The organism is Photorhabdus khanii NC19 (genome assembly GCF_000517265.1).
Taxonomy (GTDB): domain Bacteria; phylum Pseudomonadota; class Gammaproteobacteria; order Enterobacterales; family Enterobacteriaceae; genus Photorhabdus; species Photorhabdus khanii.
Window position 1 is genome coordinate 186,770 of record NZ_AYSJ01000014.1, and the last position, 17,903, is coordinate 204,672.

General features: G+C 40.7%; 12 protein-coding genes, 1 pseudogene and 1 CRISPR repeat array. Of the genes and pseudogenes, 11 read left to right on the top strand and 2 right to left on the bottom strand.

Annotated features, from left to right (window positions below; genetic code table 11):
- Positions 1-578 (top strand): tail assembly protein (locus tag PTE_RS16400; RefSeq protein ID WP_036848889.1); only part of this gene is annotated, 578 nt, incomplete at its 5' end.
- A 51-nt stretch (positions 579-629) separates the two neighbouring features.
- Here the strand turns inward: PTE_RS16400 and PTE_RS16405 are convergent.
- Entirely contained in the window at positions 630-1,037 is a 408-nt protein-coding gene (locus PTE_RS16405) for a type II toxin-antitoxin system HicB family antitoxin (protein ID WP_036848891.1), read from the bottom strand.
- 63 nt (positions 1,038-1,100) lie between these two features.
- Positions 1,101-1,289 carry a type II toxin-antitoxin system HicA family toxin gene (locus PTE_RS16410; RefSeq protein ID WP_036848893.1) on the bottom strand — a complete coding sequence of 63 codons (189 nt, stop codon included), beginning with the start codon at positions 1,287-1,289 and terminating at the stop codon, positions 1,101-1,103.
- A gap of 97 nt (positions 1,290-1,386) precedes the next feature.
- Here PTE_RS16410 and gpJ point away from each other — a divergent pair.
- The 10 genes and pseudogenes from gpJ to PTE_RS16460 all read left to right on the top strand — a co-directional run.
- Positions 1,387-4,655, top strand: a pseudogene (gene gpJ, locus PTE_RS27325) (TipJ family phage tail tip protein).
- Positions 4,652-5,716 carry a hypothetical protein gene (locus PTE_RS16420; RefSeq protein WP_036848894.1) on the top strand — a complete coding sequence of 355 codons (1,065 nt, stop codon included), beginning with the start codon at positions 4,652-4,654 and terminating at the stop codon, positions 5,714-5,716. Before gpJ ends, PTE_RS16420 begins: the two are co-directional and overlap by 4 nt.
- Before the next feature lie 15 nt (positions 5,717-5,731).
- Complete coding sequence (locus PTE_RS25185) at positions 5,732-6,406, top strand: hypothetical protein (RefSeq protein WP_036848896.1); 675 nt, start codon at positions 5,732-5,734, stop codon at positions 6,404-6,406.
- An 83-nt stretch (positions 6,407-6,489) separates the two neighbouring features.
- Positions 6,490-7,095, top strand: a complete 606-nt coding sequence (locus tag PTE_RS16430) for a phage tail fiber protein (RefSeq protein WP_241826190.1) — start codon at positions 6,490-6,492, stop codon at positions 7,093-7,095.
- A 191-nt stretch (positions 7,096-7,286) separates the two neighbouring features.
- Complete coding sequence (locus PTE_RS16435) at positions 7,287-8,177, top strand: tail fiber protein (protein ID WP_036848898.1); 891 nt, start codon at positions 7,287-7,289, stop codon at positions 8,175-8,177.
- Between the two features lie 77 nt (positions 8,178-8,254).
- Entirely contained in the window at positions 8,255-8,803 is a 549-nt protein-coding gene (locus PTE_RS16440; RefSeq protein WP_241826191.1) for a tail fiber assembly protein, read from the top strand.
- Positions 8,804-9,075: 272 nt separating this feature from the next.
- The gene (tnpA, locus tag PTE_RS16445; protein WP_036848901.1) at positions 9,076-9,504 is read left to right on the top strand and encodes an IS200/IS605 family transposase; all 429 of its coding nucleotides are present in this window, start codon (positions 9,076-9,078) and stop codon (positions 9,502-9,504) included.
- A gap of 1,566 nt (positions 9,505-11,070) precedes the next feature.
- Positions 11,071-11,700: a CRISPR direct-repeat array (repeat unit 29 nt; unit sequence TGTGCACTGCCGTACAGGCAGCTTAGAAA).
- 155 nt (positions 11,701-11,855) lie between these two features.
- The gene (gene cas1f / locus PTE_RS16450; RefSeq protein WP_036848903.1) at positions 11,856-12,836 is read left to right on the top strand and encodes a type I-F CRISPR-associated endonuclease Cas1f; all 981 of its coding nucleotides are present in this window, start codon (positions 11,856-11,858) and stop codon (positions 12,834-12,836) included.
- Complete coding sequence (gene cas3f, locus PTE_RS16455) at positions 12,833-16,120, top strand: type I-F CRISPR-associated helicase Cas3f (protein ID WP_036848905.1); 3,288 nt, start codon at positions 12,833-12,835, stop codon at positions 16,118-16,120. Before cas1f ends, cas3f begins: the two co-directional genes overlap by 4 nt.
- Before the next feature lie 1,584 nt (positions 16,121-17,704).
- The coding region (locus PTE_RS16460) for a DUF4277 domain-containing protein (protein ID WP_036848908.1) at positions 17,705-17,903 on the top strand (199 nt) is incomplete at its 3' end.

The following is a 17,903-nucleotide window of genomic DNA, read 5'->3' on the forward strand; positions in this document are numbered from 1 at the left end:
TGCACGGGCCTTTAATTAAGTACTTTGGTAAAGAATTTAAATATAAAGCATTGGATGTGAAGAAAGCAATTAATGCGATGCGTTGTTTATTACCGGGTTTTGAAAAATATATGATTGAGGCCCATAAAAAAGGGCTGACGTTTGCTATTTTTGTCGGCGGTAAAAATATCAACAAAGATGAACTTGATATGACAAAAGGCACTGATGATATTCATATTTTGCCCGTAATTATTGGTAGCAAACGCGGGGGATTATTTCAAACAATATTAGGTGTTGCTTTAATTACCGCAGCAACTATTGCATCTGGAGGGATAGCCGCAGCATTTACAGCGGGTGGATTGTGGGGAACAACTGCAATGGTAGGCGCATCAATGGCATTAGGCGGTGTTGTCCAAATGCTCTCACCACAACAGCCCGGCTTGCGAATGCGTGAGTCACCAGACAACAAACCCTCTTACGCGTTTGGTGGGCCAGTCAATACAACGGCACAGGGTAATCCCGTTCCTGTTCTGTACGGAACACGAGAAATTGGCGGAGCAATCATTTCAGCCGGGATATATACCGAAGATCAGCAGTGATATTGCTCGGTAACGAAACGATAAGCTAGGGCAGTTTCCCGCCCTAACTTGTTAGTGATGAGCTATTTCCTTTCTGGCTAATTCAGCGAGAAAAGCAGAGCGGTTTTTATAGTGTCCGTTTTCCTCAATGTGGCGATCTATAGCAGTTAATAGATTGCCGGGCATAGTTAAATTGAACTTGATGGCCTTTGACTCATATTTCGCAGGGTCTAATTCAATGAGGGCTATAACCCCTCCATCCTCAGACAAGCGAGGATCACCGATGTAATCGGATGAGTCTTTGGGGGCTGGGACATAGCCGCCGTGTTCGGTTAAAACATTCATGTGTTGGGCGAATGCTTTTTCTGCATCACGGATAACATCCGCTAAAGTGTTACCAGCAAAAAAGCAGCCCTCGACATCGGGGAAGTAACCATCAAACCCATTTTCCGTTTTAAATATAAAGAGTGGATAAATCATAGTATTACCTTTTAATTTGATGATGAACTTTGCAGAGAAGGCGCGGTTATACCGCGCCCTTTATCATAATAATTTCAGTCCTGAAATATTTTGCGCCTGCCGGATAACACCTTTTGATGAGTCCTTTCTTGGGTGCGGTATTGTGATTATTTTCGCAACACCGGATTTAGTTAGAGTGACGTGACTACCGTCTTGTCTGGCCTTAACCCATCCGTCAGCTATCAAGCGTTTTATTAACTCTGCACTGCTCATCAATCCCCCATTTCGTTAACGTGTGGGTATAATACCCATATCTGATTCCATCGTCAATATTTTTGTAGGTATTACACCTACTTTTATGGAGTGAGTCATGACAACTTTAACAATCAAAGGCCGCAAAGGTGGCGGCAAGCAACGCACGCCGATTGAATCCCCAGACAGTATTCAGTCAATATCGAAAGCTAAAATGTTAATAGCTCTTGGGGAGGGGGAGTTTGCTGGTGGGTTGGATGGTACCAATATCTATCTGAATGATACCCCTATAGCTAACGCTGATGGAAGTTTGAACGCTTCAGGTGTTAAATGGGAATTCCGCCCAGGCACACAGGCTCAAGAATATATTCAGGGAATACCCGCCGCTGAAAATGAAATCAGGATAAATACGGAACTGAAAAGTGATCATCCGTGGATACGTGCTGTCTCTAATACCAAGTTATCAGCCGTTCGCTTACGTTTTGGGTGGCCGCAGTTACAACGGCAGAAAGATAACGGCGATACCGTTGGTTACCGAATTGAATACGCCATTGATCTTGCTACTGATGGTGGAGCTTACAGAGAAGTCTTAAAAGCGGCGGTTGATGGTAAGACAACAACACTGTATGAGCGTTCTTATCGTATAGATTTACCAAAAGCCACTACGGGTTGGCAAATCCGTGTACGACGGCTGACGCCGAACAGTAGCAGCAATAGAATTGCAGATAAAATGTTAGTACAAGCGATCACAGAAGTTATCGACGCCAAACTCCGCTATCCGAATACCGCATTGCTCTATGTTGAGTTTGATTCTAAACAGTTTCCTGACATCCCAAGAATTAGCTGCAAGCCAAAGGGCCGTATTATCCGTGTGCCGTCAAACTATGATCCGGGTAATCGCACGTATTCAGGAATTTGGGACGGTACATTTAAGTGGGCGTATTCAGATAATCCCGCATGGGTTTTTTATGACATTATCGTATCTGAGATGTTCGGACTTGGAAACCGGATTAATTCAACTCAAATCAGCGAAGCAGAGCTATATCGTATTGCTCAGTATTGCGATCAGTTGGTACCGGACGGGAGAGGTGGTGACGGTAAAGAACCGCGCTTTACTTGCAACGTTTACATCCAGTCTCGCAATGATGCGTGGACAGTACTAACGGATCTCGCGGCTATATTCCGTGGAATGACATACTGGGGGCAAAGCCAGCTTGTTGCATTAGCTGATATGCCCCGTGACATGGACTATATCTTTAACCAGGCCAGCGTCATCAACGGTAAATTTTCATATACATCTGCCTGCAAGCGAGAGAACCCGATATACAACTGCAATGGTGAGCTGGTCAGATCCCGACAATCACTATGCTGATGCTCTTGAACCGGTTTTTGAAAATGCACTGGTGCGTCGCTACGGTATCAATCAGACTGAAATTACGGCAATTGGATGTACACGGCAGAGTGAAGCTAACCGGCGTGGACGATGGATATTACTGACCAACAGCGAAGATGACGCTATATCGTTCAGTGTTGGTTTGGAAGGACAAATCCCTTTACCCGGCCATATTATTGGTGTTGCTAATAGAAATCGTGCCGGCAGAATAATTGGTGGCCGCATCAGTGTTGTGTCAGAACGCAACATTACGTTAGACAGAAAGCCAGATGCTAAAGAAGGCGATCGCCTGTTAATCAACTTACCCTCCGGTAAATCAGAAGGCCGGACAATTCAGGCAGTAAATGGAAAGATAGTCACAGTTACGACATCCTACAGTGAAATACCGGCTGTTGAATCAGGTTGGGCGATTGATGCTAATGATCTCTTTGTTCAGCAATTCAGAGTGACAGGAGTACGCGATAAGGGTGATAACACATTTGAAATCAGCGCGGTTCATCATGACCCGGATAAATATGCCCGAATTGATACCGGCACCCGGATTGATGAGCGTCCTATTTCTGTTATTCCTCCTGGTGTTCAGGCTCCGCCGAAAAACGTGTCCATCAGTTCTTATTCTGCCAAATACCAAGGGCTGGCTATCACGACAATGCGAGCAACGTGGGACGCTGTGGAAAATGCCATTGCTTATGAAGCTGAATGGCGGAAAGATAACGGCAACTGGGTATCAGTTCCCCGAACTTCAACACAGAGCTTTGAAGTCCCAAACATCTATGCTGGACGCTATCAGTCACGTGTCCGGGCTATTAATGCGTCTGATATTTCAAGTATCTGGGCCAATGCGCAGGAAACTCAGCTCAACGGAAAAGAGGGTAACCCTCCGGTACCTTTGAACTTCCGCACAACTCCCATCATTTTTGGTATTACTATAGATTGGAATTTTGGTGATGACACGTCAGACACACAACATACTGAGATTCAGTACAGCAAAACAAATGACGGCAATGACTTGATGCTGTTGTCTGACGTTCCTTATCCTCAGCGAACTTATACGATGCAAGGGCTTGCTGCGGGTGTGGCTTTCTACTTCCGTGCCCGGCTCGTTGATAAGACTGGCAATCAAAGCGCGTGGACCGAGTTTATACGCGGCGAATTATCCTCAGATGCAAGCTGGATAGTTGATGCTGCGGGCTCAGTTCTTATCAACAGATGCCGGGAAAGCGCTTCAATCACAGATTGATGATAATGCAGAGGCTGTGCTTGAAAATGCCACTGCAAGGGGAGCCGATACTAAGCGCTGGATGAAAGAGAATGGAAACAGAAAAGCTGAGATTGTCGAAATACGCGAAGTACAAGTATCAGATCAGCAGTCACTTGCACGTTATCAGCAGCAAGTAAAAGCTGAATTTGCTGGAAACAAGTCTCTCATTGATGAAAACAAAACAGCAATTTCTAAAACTAATGAATCTCTTGCAGAATATAAAACTCTCACTGAATCTGAGTTTGAAAAACAAAAGGCAATGATTGAAACCAAGGCGACAACTGTTTTTGATCAGAAAGGCGACGGTTCAGCAACGTATACAGTAAAAGCGGGAGTTAACTATAACGGACAATATTATGACGCGGGGATGGTTATCGGTACCGAAGTTAAAAACGGAAAAGTCAGTACAAATATCGGGTTCAGTGCAGAGACATTCGGTGTTTTTAATCCATCAAGTGGCAAGCTTGAATCTGTCTTCTTTATCAAGAATGGGCAAGTGTTCATCCGCAGTGCATTCATTGACAGTGCGACAATTCAAGAGTTGTTAGTCAGTGTTGACCTTAAATCTATTAATTATGTGCCGAATAAATCGGGTCTGCGTATTGATATGAAAAATGGAGTGTTTGAAGTAAATGGCGTGTCTGGGGGCTACAAAATGAGGATAACTAACACGGGGATATATATATTCAATGGCTCAGGTGTTCCAATAATTGAATTGGGTGAATTCTTATGAGTGAATATGGTTTAAGGATTACAAATCCTTTTGATTTTTCAAGATTTATATTTAATGAAAAAACGGCGCCCGCATATATTGTGTGGGTCGGAGTTATTACTCCAGACGCGCCAGGTACCTTCTGGGGAGACGGATGGAATACCTGGTGGAAATGCCCAAATCCAATACCACCCGGTCATGATTATGCAATATCGTCCCACAAACTTGGCGAAATAAAGTGGAGAGATGATGGGCCTGCAAGTTATCCGGATGGGGGGAAAGATCTATCTGTTACTCGCGATAGCCAGGGGTATCTTACATTTTATTGGCCAGAATTTTTAGATACGGGGAAAAATCATTTCATAAAATATATTGTAATAATTGCATGGCCGACAATATCAGGGGGAAATCACGGATTAAGGATATCGGGGAATACTAATTTTTCGTCTTTAAATTCAGGTGTTAAATACAGCTACGTATCACATAAAAAAGAACTTACATTAAGCGGTGAATTTAATTTGAGCGTTATTGATAGTAGGTTAAATTTTAATAATTGCTTTCCATTTTTCTACACTGAGGATAATAATGCATTTGTTGCTTTGAATATTTATCGCGGATATGAACGAACACCGAAAATCACATTGGAAGTCAGGAATCCAAAATCAGCTGATATGACTTTGGGGAAATTTAAAGTTGTTATTTTTTCGAATTTAAATTTTGATAATGATTTGCGTAATGATAAGTATGGTTTAAGAATTAGAGATAATTCTAATAATATTAGATTTTCATCAGCCGTGGGTGTATTGACGCGCCCTGTATCTGTATCCTTAAATGGATATAATGAAGGGGATAAAGTTGCTATACCTGGCATATCAAGGCCCATGTACACGCCGTGTAATTTTGGGGAGTCAATTTATCAAAGAAATAATAAAGTAATAGCTGTTGGTGGAGTTGATGGGGAATATATAACACCATGTGTTTCCAAAGATATTAAAATACAAAGAGGATATTGGGGATATTATACTTATATCTCTTCGCTGAAATCATTATATATTGACGCTGAAACATATTTTAATTTTTAATTATTGAGGTTAATCATGTCTTCATACAACTTCGGCACAATTTCAATTGCTGCCAACTCAGATATTGCTACTGGCACAAATACAAAATGGAAAGATAATAAGTTCGGTGTTGCTCCGGCTCAGACTATATTAATCAAGGTCGGGAATGCTTTTAAATTATCAGCAATTAAAAACGTTAATAGTGATACCGAATTAGTCTTAATCGATAAGTTCCCCGATGCGGTTTCTAATGCTACCTATTTTATTCAAACCTCTGTTCCTGACACTTATTCAGATGCAGCAAGAAAAGTTACAGCGCAATTGGGTTATACAGATGAGCTGTTATTAAACTTAAACAAGTGGATGACAGAATCCGGGGTGGTAACTATTATGACCCCGGAAGGCAAATCTATTCAACTTAAGTCTATCAATGCACTTGCATCAGATATCAGCAACAGACTGACAAAATTCCAGAACGGCGCAGATATCCCCGACAAGAATACCTTTGTGAAAAACCTCGGTTTAGTGGAAACGGTGAATCAGGCCAAGAATGCGGTGCCGAGTAGCCGGAAAATTAATGGCAAGGCGTTGACTGGGGATATCAGTTTGAGTGCGGGGGATGTGGGGGCATATCCAAAATCCGAAGGATCAGAGTTTATTCAGGCAAAACATATTAACTTGGAAACATCGTTGATTTTGCAACGTGGATAAAGGGCCTGCGTAAGGGCGGTCATTCGTTTAAATTTAGTAATAATGATCCTATTGACGGAAGTTATGATTACTCATGCGGTTACGTGACGAGACAAGATGATACATGGGCGGGATTTATCGCATCGTACCGCGGTGGAAAAATTACTTTTATCAGCGGATTTGATGGCGGCAACCCAGGTATGAATAAAATGACACTCTGGAATGATTGGAATGCAAAACCCGACGCTAACGGATTCCTTAAACAATCCTCACCTATAGTAGAAATTTACCCTGATGGCACATTCTCAACTAACGAAGAATCAGAGGGGGCAGAAGTCACAAAAGAGGGCACTGGCATCTACCGCATCTCTAATGTTTGTGGCTATAACACAGACATGGGATGGGGAGTACACGGTGGTATCTCAGTACCGAAAGATAATAACAATCTTGAACTGATTTTCGTTGATGACAGGGTACAACCTGACGGCGCTATCATCATCGAAACCTTTCACAGGCAGCACTTTCACTTACCAACCCGTTTTCAGAACTGGCGACTCAAATCCATTGATGAAAATGGCGAGAGGGTATTTTATGAAGACGGAGAGCCATGCGATATTCCTGAACACTGTAGATTAGATGTTAGAGTGCAAATGCCTAAAGTTAAGCAGCGGGAGTTTCAGGAAAGGATGGAAGGAATAAAAGAAAAATAGTTTTCAGATGTTAAATATAAATGGATTTAGTATATCTTTGGTTAAAAATATTAGATTTTTACTATTGGGATTATATAAAAACAATAAGACTTCTGAGTTATAAGAGTGTTTTATTATTATTTTATTGAAATACACTGAATTGTGATAAGTCATCTATAAATCGATAATATTATTTAATTTAAGGAGTATATATGAGTCAGAAAAATGATTTTAAAGCTTTTTCTATTAGTTATAATGCTAATGTAGTGAGTCAGAGATTATATGAAGAAAGTAAGGATTTACTGACTGGGTTTCCACCAAATGATGTTTCCACTCATATGTTAAATAAGGTATTGCGTCAATCGTCAACCATATCAGCTGTCGTGGCTAATTTTATTGCGACACAATCTGGTGATGATGTTTTGGATGATGGGGATATAGCTAAACTCACCGCACAATTAAATAGAGCTTTAGAACAAAAAACCACAATAAAAGTTCCCGATGCCTCATTAACACAAAAAGGTGTTGTTCAGCTTACAAATGTAATTGGCAATAGCGACACATTGGCGGTTACACAAAAGCTTGTTCAGGAAATAATAAATTCATTGCGTGAAGATATTAATAGTAGTAAAACCAATGATATACCCGTGGGTACTCCTATTCCCTGGCCTACTGCTATACCGCCAGTTGGGTGGTTGCAATGTAACGGTGCGGTTTTTGATAAGTCGAAATTTCCGGAATTAGCAAAGGCTTATCCTAGTGGTTATTTACCCGATTTAAGAGGTGAGTTCATTCGTGGTTGGGATAATGGCCGTGGTGTTGATCCGGGTCGGGTTTGCAGTACGTGGCAAGGTGACGCGATTAGGAACATTACAGGTTCGTTCCCTGGGGCTATCGCAGATAATTATCATCTTGCAACAAAAGAAGCTTTCTACGGTAAAATTAATCTTGGAATAGCAACAGATGGTACGACCAAGTCAAAGAATATTCATAACCCGGATAATCCATACGGCTTCGGATTCGATGCGTCAAGGGTTGTTCCTGTAGCCTCAGAGAACCGTCCCCGTAACATCGCATTTAACTACATAGTGAGAGCAGTATAATGACAGAACAAAAATACTCTTTAGAACATGAAGTAGCCGTATTAGGTGAAGACGGATTAGCAACTTAATCCGGTTGGATAAAAGTTTATCACTCGAATCAAATCACACGAGAATTCACAAACGCTGATATTGAATATGTCATGCTCGGTGTCAGTCTATCAGCCGATGCTTATCCCGATGCGCCGGAACTACCAAGTTCTGATGATAAAGTCATCCGTCGCAGTGAAGATAGAAGCCGTTGGGAAATAGTACCGGACTATCGCGGTAAAATCGCTTATGACACGCAAACACGAGAGCCGATTAAAATAACAGAAATCGGTGAGCTACCAGACACGTTGACATTTAAAAGACCTGATACCGATTACGATAGATGGGATGGTCAAAATTGGGTAGTTGATAAAGACCTACTCAAGTCTCATCAGATCAATGAAGCCAAGCAGAAGCAAGCAGAACTGTTACGTCAGGCAAATGAAACACTCTCATTGCTACAAGACTCTGTTGACGTAGAAATTGCAACAGAAGATGAAGAAGCCGCTTTGCTTGAGTGGAAGAAATATCGAGTTCTGCTCACTCGTGTAGATACCTCACAGGCTCCTGATGTTGAGTGGCCTGAGGTGCCGAAGTAATTGTTGACTCATGCATCAATGTGTTTAGCATTAACTGACTACTGTACAAGTAGCTTAGAAAGATATATTTCTAAATCAACTGCCGTACAGGCAGAACGGAGCCGGAGCTAATCCGGCTTTTGTTAAACAAATTATTTTGTGTATAGCAATGTGTATAGGTTTATTTTTACAATTATTTTACGGTGCGTTTATTCTTCCAAATGAAAGGTTAAAACCACCGGCTTTAGCCGGTCAGCTTTAGCTGTAATACTNTGTTGTACTGGAGGTGCAACATGGATTACAGATATGGCAGCCACACGGTATTTCAGATTGAATACCATTTTGTGTGGGTAACGAAATACAGATATAAAGTGTTGACAGGAGAAGTCGCGAGCCGAGTGCGTGAGTTAATCCGTCAGACATGTGAATCTTTTGAAATCAGGATATTAAAGGGAGTTGTTAGCAAAGATCACGTGCATATACTTGTGAACAGTCCCCCAATATTAGCGCCAAGTGAAATTATGAGAAGGCTGAAAGGGAGAACGGCCAGTAAGCTGTTTGAAGAATTTTCACATTTGAAAAAGCGGTACTGGGGCCAACACGTTTGGGGTCGAGGCTATTTTTGTGCAACCGTGGGACAATTAACGGAAGAGATGATAAAAAATTATTTGGAGCATCATTTTGAGCCGAATCCGAATGATAATTTCAGAATGGATAATTGACGCGTCGTTTAGCCGACGCGTATCCGGACTTTCAGTCCGTTAATCACTAACCCACCTACTTTAGTAGGTGGTTGTTTATTTTATTTTATTTGATCAAGATAGTTAAATGCAATTTTCGAATCTCTCCTCCTCCGCCAGTTTCACTTCTAAAGCCGGGGGTTTTAACCTTTCATTTGGAAAAATAAAATAAAAAAATAGTAAAAAGAAACTTTCGAATCTCTCCTCCTCCGCCAATTTCACTTCTGCCAGCATCTCATAAAGTCTATTTTTCCTATACACACGGCGCGTTTATAAATCTGATAGACATAACAATCAGGAAAGCCGGGCTGGAAGGGACGCTTTATATAATGCGGATGCTAACGGTAACGGATTGTTGTTTCGGGAACCGTATCATTAACTCTTGGCGATGTTCTCAGCTAATTCGTGATGAGCTTAATGCGTCGCATTTGTACGATACCCAAACCTGCACTTACAGCACATAGTTGAGCTTCTCCGTCACCAACAGTCAAATACGGTTTCATGAGCCGGTTAAAAGCATTTCCATCAGGCGCTTTGAATGATCAGGCTCTCGGATTGCCATCCGACTGACCATACACAATGCAATTCAGAAAAAGAGATATTTAATTTTAACTCTGGGTGCTTCTGACAGAATTCCGTTAATAACGGCATAACTTTCAGGCAACCAAAAGGGTTGGGTAAATCTATACGTAATCGTCCGGTTGGGATATGGCGTTGAGCAAAAAGATATTATTCCTTAATTAACTATAAAAATATTTTTCTTAACTTGAATGAAACCCACAAAATGAATATGTTGGGCTTTATTTTAAGATTCGTAATTAGGCAGGAAATGTTATTAGTTACAATCATTCTATCGCTGGAGGATATATATTGCCAGTCAGTTAGGAATTATCATGTTTAATTGAAATTTATATAATGAATAAAGATGTATAGGGGAAGTTGAAAAATAGTGTTATTCGATATTATCTTTTTTGGTGAATTTATTTTATTTTATTGTTTGTGGTTTTTTAAACTGAAATGAGATAAAAATAGTGAATTAAATAATAATATTTCCTTTGTTATTGGTTTATTGTTAGGATAAAATGCTTAAATGACTGTATTTATAAGATCCGTAAAGAAGATATTTTTTCTAATAAATTTAAATGGTTTTTTCGGGAATACATCGTGAGAGTTTAATAAATGCTAACTTTAATTTTATCTTGCTTTGGTAAAAATGATTACATTAAAAAATTTAGAAAAAAGATAAACGGAAATAAATGTGTATATAGCCGACATCTTATTGTTGTATAAGTTATTTTTTCCTCGTTCCAATGATTAAAAAGCTTGCATAGAAATCCACTTTCAATGTCTACCAAGTTTTACCTGGGTTTACATTTTTATTGCTAAGAAGGATGGTGTCTCCTTGGCGCCTTGGCTTTGACCCTTTTTTATCGGTAAATTATAATTCATTGATTTTAAATAGTGTTTTATCTCTTCTGTAAAAAAGGGTTTTTTGACTTTTTATAACTATACTTTTTAATAGTCAATAGGTTAAAGTTAGTCTGTAACAGTGCACTGCCGTACAGGCAGCTTAGAAATGATGAATACGAAGATGAGGTTACAGATGAGGGTGCACTGCCGTACAGGCAGCTTAGAAATTGAGTTTCCGCACTTAGATCGGTGAAGTCAGGTGCACTGCCGTACAGGCAGCTTAGAAAAAATGGAACGCCAGTCGCTACTGCTGGCTATATGTGCACTGCCGTACAGGCAGCTTAGAAAATCACAAATTACGCTGATTATCAGGGTGATTTGTGCACTGCCGTACAGGCAGCTTAGAAAGGACGGATATGCAATCGCTAGCTGAGGATATTGTGCACTGCCGTACAGGCAGCTTAGAAAATTTTGGGGAAATAAACGCCTGCCTGCAATTGGTGCACTGCCGTACAGGCAGCTTAGAAAAATAGACTCTGTTTATGGTCGTTAGCGTGTTTGTGCACTGCCGTACAGGCAGCTTAGAAATTATCGGTAATGTCATAATGACATGATAGCATGTGCACTGCCGTACAGGCAGCTTAGAAAATGTCTGACCAGCGCGGGTGCGAGAGCGTTATGTGCACTGCCGTACAGGCAGCTTAGAAAGAGTTTCTACCTGCTACGTCAACAATGATGTGGTGCACTGCCGTACAGTCAGCTTAGAAAACTCGGTGTTATTCCTGATTCATGAAAGACACTATGTAATGTTTTGGTAAGGAATTGTAAATTTTTTTAATTTACATTCCCGATATTTTACTTGTGTAAAATTTATGCATAATATTTTCTATAAGTAAAATTAATTATTTGGGCGATTCTTGACTATGGATAACAACTTTTCTCCGAGTGATCTCAAAACGATTTTGCATTCCAAGCGATCGAATATTTATTACCTGCAATATTGTCGAGTATTAGTGAATGGTGGTCGTGTTGAATATGTCACTGATGAGGGAAAACAATCACTGTATTGGAATATTCCAATTGCCAATACCACCGTTATTATGTTGGGAACGGGGACTTCTATTACTCAAGCTGCAATGCGTGAATTCGCCAGAGCGGGTGTTTTAGTTGGTTTTTGTGGTGGTGGAGGAACGCCGCTGTTCGCAGCTAATGATGTTGAGGTTGATGTGTCCTGGCTTACGCCACAAAGTGAATATCGTCCTACTGAGTATTTACAAGATTGGGTGAGTTTCTGGTTTGATGATGCGAAACGATTAGCAGCAGCGATTGCTTTTCAGAAAGTTCGCATTGCACAAATCCGTGAACATTGGCTGAGTAGTCGAATGCTTCGGGACAGCTCTTTTATGCTTAATCGTGAACGTTTATTGTCATTACTCACCCGTTATGAGCAGAACCTTGAAAATTGCCGCAATAATCAGGATTTAATGGTGCAAGAAGCTGTGATGACTAAGGCATTATACAAGCTGGCAGCGGAGGCAGTGAGTTATGGCGATTTTATCCGGGCAAAACGAGGTGGTGGTGTAGATTTAGCAAACCGTTTTCTCGATCATGGTAATTATCTGGCTTACGGATTAGCGGCTGTTGCAACTTGGGTGATTGGTTTACCGCATGGTTTGGCTGTGTTGCATGGAAAAACCCGTCGTGGGGGGTTGGTTTTCGATGTTGCTGATCTGATTAAAGATGCGTTGGTATTGCCACAAGCATTTATCGCTGCAATGGCTGGAGAAGATGAACAGGAGTTTCGTCAACGTTGCATTAGTGGATTTCAAAAATCTGATGCATTGGACACCATGATTGATGCACTGCAAACAACTGCTCAACAACTGAGTCAGGTGGCACAATGAATATTCTTTTAGTATCCCAATGCAATAAACGAGCGTTAACTGAAACCCGTCGAATATTGGATCAATTTGCTGAACGAAAAGGTGAGCGAACCTGGCAGACGGCCATTACATTGGAAGGTTTAAACACCTTGCGTAAGTTATTGCGTAAAACAGCACGCCGTAATACCGCAGTTGCCTGTCATTGGATAAAGAGCGGAAACCAAACTGAATTGTTATGGATAGTCGGGAATTTACGACGCTTTAGCCCGCGAGGAATTGTACCTACCAATACGACACAACGTGATGTGCTGAAAAGTCAGGATGAAAATCATTGGCACAGTGTTGAGGCCATCAGTTTATTGGCCGCTATCGCCGGATTATTTCATGATTTTGGTAAAGCTAATGCGTTGTTCCAGCAAGGTTTACAGGGCGATGGGCGGTTTCAACCGTATCGGCATGAATGGGTATCTTTGCGGCTGTTTCAGGCATTTGTCGCGGAACAAGATGATAAGGCGTGGCTGACTTCGTTAAGTCAGATTGATTCTGGTGATGAGGATAAAGTTCTTTCCTATTTGGTTAAAGTTAAAGACGGTATTGTTCCCAAATATGTAAACCCTTTTATTAACTTACCGCCATTAGCAACCACTGTCGCCTGGCTGATCCTCTCGCATCATCGTCTTCCCGTTTATCCTCGTTATAATGAGCGATACACCAGTGAACCACAGTTAGAAAGTATTAAGAGTTGGCTGACCAAACAGCTAGAGTCATCATGGAACTCAGTCAACATGACGGCTAAAAATTGGAGTAATCAGGATAAACGTGATGTCTGGACATTCCTAAATGGTACACCTATCCGTAGTCAGACTTGGCGCCAGAAAGCACAGAAATTTGCGAACAGAGCGCTGCAATCAACATCATTATTGCAATATGGCGATTTGAACCAGCGTTTCACCAGTCATATGTCCCGATTAGTCTTAATGCTGGCCGATCATCATTATTCATCATTACCTGCAACCCTTGGTTGGCAAGATATTAACTATGGCGCATTTGCCAATACCGATAGAACCACCGGAAAGTGTAAACAACGGTTAGATGAACATAATATTGGTGTTGGGCAGAATGCTTTGCTATTGGGGCGAAGCTTGCCACATCTTCGTAAAACGCTACCCGCGATTACCCGTCATAAAGGATTTAAACAACGCAGCAAAGATGAAAAATACCGCTGGCAGGATCAGGCGTTCGATGCCGCATATGCTTTGCGCGAACGTTCAGCAGAACAGGGTTTTTTTGGTGTTAACATGGCTTCCACGGGTTGCGGTAAAACCTTTGCCAATGCACGGATTATGTATGGGCTAGCTGATGAAAAACAGGGATGCCGTTTTTCTGTCGCTTTAGGGTTACGGACGTTAACGCTGCAAACCGGTGATGCGTTACGTAAAAAACTGCATCTGGAAGAAGATGACTTGGCGGTACTTATTGGTTCGCAGGCAGTAAAAGAGTTACATCAGCTTCGTCATAAAGGGCTTGAGCCTGATACCGGCAGTGTATCTGCTGAAGCACTCTTTGCTGAACATCAGTATGTCAGTTATGACGGTAGCTTGGATGATGGTCGCCTAAGCCACTGGCTGAGTAAAGACAATAAACTGAATAAACTACTCAGTGCCCCTGTGCTGGTGGCGACCATCGATCATTTAATTCCGGCTACTGAAGGCATTCGTGGCGGGAAGCAAATTGCACCTATGTTCAGATTACTCACTTCTGATCTGGTGTTGGATGAACCGGATGATTTTGATATTAACGATTTACCGGCTTTATGCCGATTGGTGAACTGGGCAGGCTTGTTGGGCTCGCGGGTCTTGCTTTCATCAGCCACATTGCCGCCGGCGTTAATTCAGGCATTGTTCAATGCTTATCGGGCTGGACGTCAGGATTACCAGTTAGCATGTGGTCAGCCAGGTGCCCCAGTTAATATCTGTTGTGCCTGGTTTGATGAATATAATGTGGCGCAACTGGATGTTACCAATGCGCAACAGTTTAAAGATCAGCATGATGCTTTTGTCGTTAAGCGCGTTGGCTGTTTAGAAAAAAAGGTGCCATTACGTAAAGCTGAATTAGTGCCGATAACGGCTGAAAAGCATAAAGACGAGGTTGTGATCCAAGCCATGGCAAAGGTGATGCATCGCTCCATGTTGAGACTACGTAAGGAACACCATCAAATCCACCCATCGGGCAAAACCGTTTCTATCGGTTTGATTCGCATGGCAAACATCGATCCACTCGTTGCCGTAACACAGCGGTTATTGCAGATACCGTCTTCTAAAAATGTACATATCCATTACTGTGTCTATCACAGTCAGCATCCACTGGCGATACGTTCCCATCTTGAACATCGGTTGGATTCCACATTAACGCGTTACGATGAAAAGGCGTTGTGGCAGGTGGCAGAAATCCGTAAGGCATTGGAGGAGATGCCGGAAAAGCATCATATTTTTGTGGTATTGGCGACTTCTGTAGCAGAGGTTGGTAGAGACCATGATTACGACTGGAGCATTGCTGAACCGAGTTCAATGCGCTCGCTGATACAACTTGGCGGACGTATTCAACGCCATCGGCAAAAAGAGCCAAAGATACCCAATCTGCATATTCTGGCGAAAAACTATAAGGCACTTAAAGCGACTAATTTAGAACATCCAGTCTATTGTCGTCCAGGATTTGAGTCGAAAGATTACCTCCTTGCCAGTCATGATTTAAGCGAGTTATTAGAACATGACCAATATGAGCTAATCAGTGCATTACCAAGAATAAAGAAACGCGATAATGCTGGAGAGTGTTCACCTTTTAAAAATTTGGTTGATCTTGAGCATCGACGTTTGTGGGAAGAGCTTCAAGGTGATCCTAATGATGATTATCGTTATTGTGCTGCTTTCTGGTGGCGTGAACAGGCTTCATGGTGTGCAGAATTACAGTGTCATAAGCCGTTTCGTCAGTCTGAACCCGATGAGTTGCATTATCTATGGCTTGAAGAAGAGGGTGAAAAAGCGAAGTTTATGGCGTTGGACAGCGGCCCGGTAGGAATGAAAGCAAATGGAGCTTTTGATTATGTATCGGAATTATCGTTTGTGCCGGGTGTGAGTAGCTGGATTGAACTTGATACTGAGACGATTTATCAGCATTTGGCTGATACTTATCAGGTAGAGTTAAAAGATGTTAGTTTACGTTTTGGTGAGATTCGTCTTAGGAAAAAAGACGATGGAGAAGCATGGTGTTATCATCCATTTTTAGGGGTGTTTAGCGAAATTGGCTGAACAATATGCGGTGTTTTTAAAATCTGGTAAATAAGGATAAGTGTATCATGAAAAAAACAGGTAAAAACTTTAATCATCAAAGGTAAAAACTGTGATTAAGGTTTTTTTAAAACGAGTTTTAAATCGATTAACCAGGTGGCGAAGTTAACCCAATAGCAAAAATATGAGATTATATTAAAACATTTAATGGGTTAATCGCATAGTGAAAAAGATAGCGTTTAGCCGTATTAAAAACGATTAAAGCAATGGGCTTGGATTTTAATCCTATGGGTATATCTTTTACCCTCTCTGGTTTTAAGCCTAAAAATCAAATACCGTGAAAAGAGAAAACCTGAATATTATTTTAATGAGAATAGTAAAGTTTAAATACGAGGCAGGAAACCGAAAAACGATTAGATTTAAAAAACTATTCAATAGAAACCCTTCGTTTTTGGCGATTGTAAGCACCTTTTTATCGGTGATTAAATCAGATATCCGTTAAATAAGAGTAAAGAAATAGATCCCCAATAATACCAGATTTTTTAAAAAAACGACGTGACTGAAAACAGCTTATTTTCTGTCACGTTTAATTCATTTATCGGCGATGTTATCCTTCATTTATTTATACCTTCTTGATCATTTAAAATCGGGAATATAAAGGAATTAACGATTTTATATAAAAGGCGGATTTGACTTAAGAAAGGGATTTTTCAGATAGATAGTCAATTGCGTTTAATCTAATTCCATTAAACATTAAAAGAGAGTTGAAAAAAATCGGCACGAAGAAAATATTATCTAAACAGGTTCATATTAAAATTTTTTCTCGCCGTTGTTTTACGAAACAAGCCATAAAAATAATCTAATAAAAGATAGTAAAACGATTAATTTGGCAGGATTTGAACCCTGAAAAAACATAAAGGAGTCTCTTTATATCATCAGGCCATTTACTGGCTGATTTATGAAGAGAAAATAGGGGGTGATGATTTGTTAAAACCGCTCATGACTGTCAGTAAAACAGCGTCAGTAAAGATAAAATCGGGTATGATTAACGAGGGTTAAAACGTAAAACACTATGCCCCATGATGATTAAACTTAATAAAAAGTAGGGATTAAAAGTGGTAAAATCAAAGGTTAAAACCTTATACCGATTAAAACCAGAGGTTAAGAAAATGAATTTTAATAATAATTTAAAACTTGCTTATTATAAAACCATCAGCGAAAAAATGAGAAACAAAAATTGGTTTTATTGATGCTCATATTCCCTGGAGAGAAGGATAAATAAAAATATGAGTAGTTTGATCAAACAATCTATTTTCCCAAAGGAATCGGATTTAATAACATTTTCAACTGGCAATAAACTTTTTCGTAAACCAGTTAAATAATCGGTTATAAGAAAGTTTTCAAATGAATGAGTTAACAGAATACAATACTTTAAATATGCCAGATTAAATTTGCTTTTACGCTATTATTAATCCGTCATTCCGCACCTCATTCCTGATTTAAAAATAGTGTGATCTTACGCACGCTTTATATCTTTGTAGCGCCAATAAGATTGACGGCGATCGCGCATTTTGATCTATTACTTTTATTTGCCGGAAAGTCACTATGTCCATACCTGAGCCTGTCATTAAACGTCTTGATCACCTGGGGCTTATCGCCGCTTTCTGCCATGAAGCCGGATTACCCCGTATGATTGATGCCATTATCCCAAAATACGCAGAGCATATTGTTTCTCACGGCGAGGCGTTTCTTGCGATGATCCTCAACGGACTGGGATTTCACAGCCGGACACTCCATATGTTTT

Coding starts and splice junctions, on each gene's coding strand:
- PTE_RS16420 (WP_036848894.1), top strand. CDS start 4,652: ATGAGTGAATATGGTTTAAGGATTACAAATCCTTTTGATTTTTCAAGA.
- PTE_RS16405 (WP_036848891.1), bottom strand. CDS start 1,037: ATGATTTATCCACTCTTTATATTTAAAACGGAAAATGGGTTTGATGGT.
- PTE_RS16435 (WP_036848898.1), top strand. CDS start 7,287: ATGAGTCAGAAAAATGATTTTAAAGCTTTTTCTATTAGTTATAATGCT.
- PTE_RS25185 (WP_036848896.1), top strand. CDS start 5,732: ATGTCTTCATACAACTTCGGCACAATTTCAATTGCTGCCAACTCAGAT.
- tnpA (WP_036848901.1), top strand. CDS start 9,076: ATGGATTACAGATATGGCAGCCACACGGTATTTCAGATTGAATACCAT.
- cas1f (WP_036848903.1), top strand. CDS start 11,856: ATGGATAACAACTTTTCTCCGAGTGATCTCAAAACGATTTTGCATTCC.
- cas3f (WP_036848905.1), top strand. CDS start 12,833: ATGAATATTCTTTTAGTATCCCAATGCAATAAACGAGCGTTAACTGAA.
- PTE_RS16410 (WP_036848893.1), bottom strand. CDS start 1,289: ATGAGCAGTGCAGAGTTAATAAAACGCTTGATAGCTGACGGATGGGTT.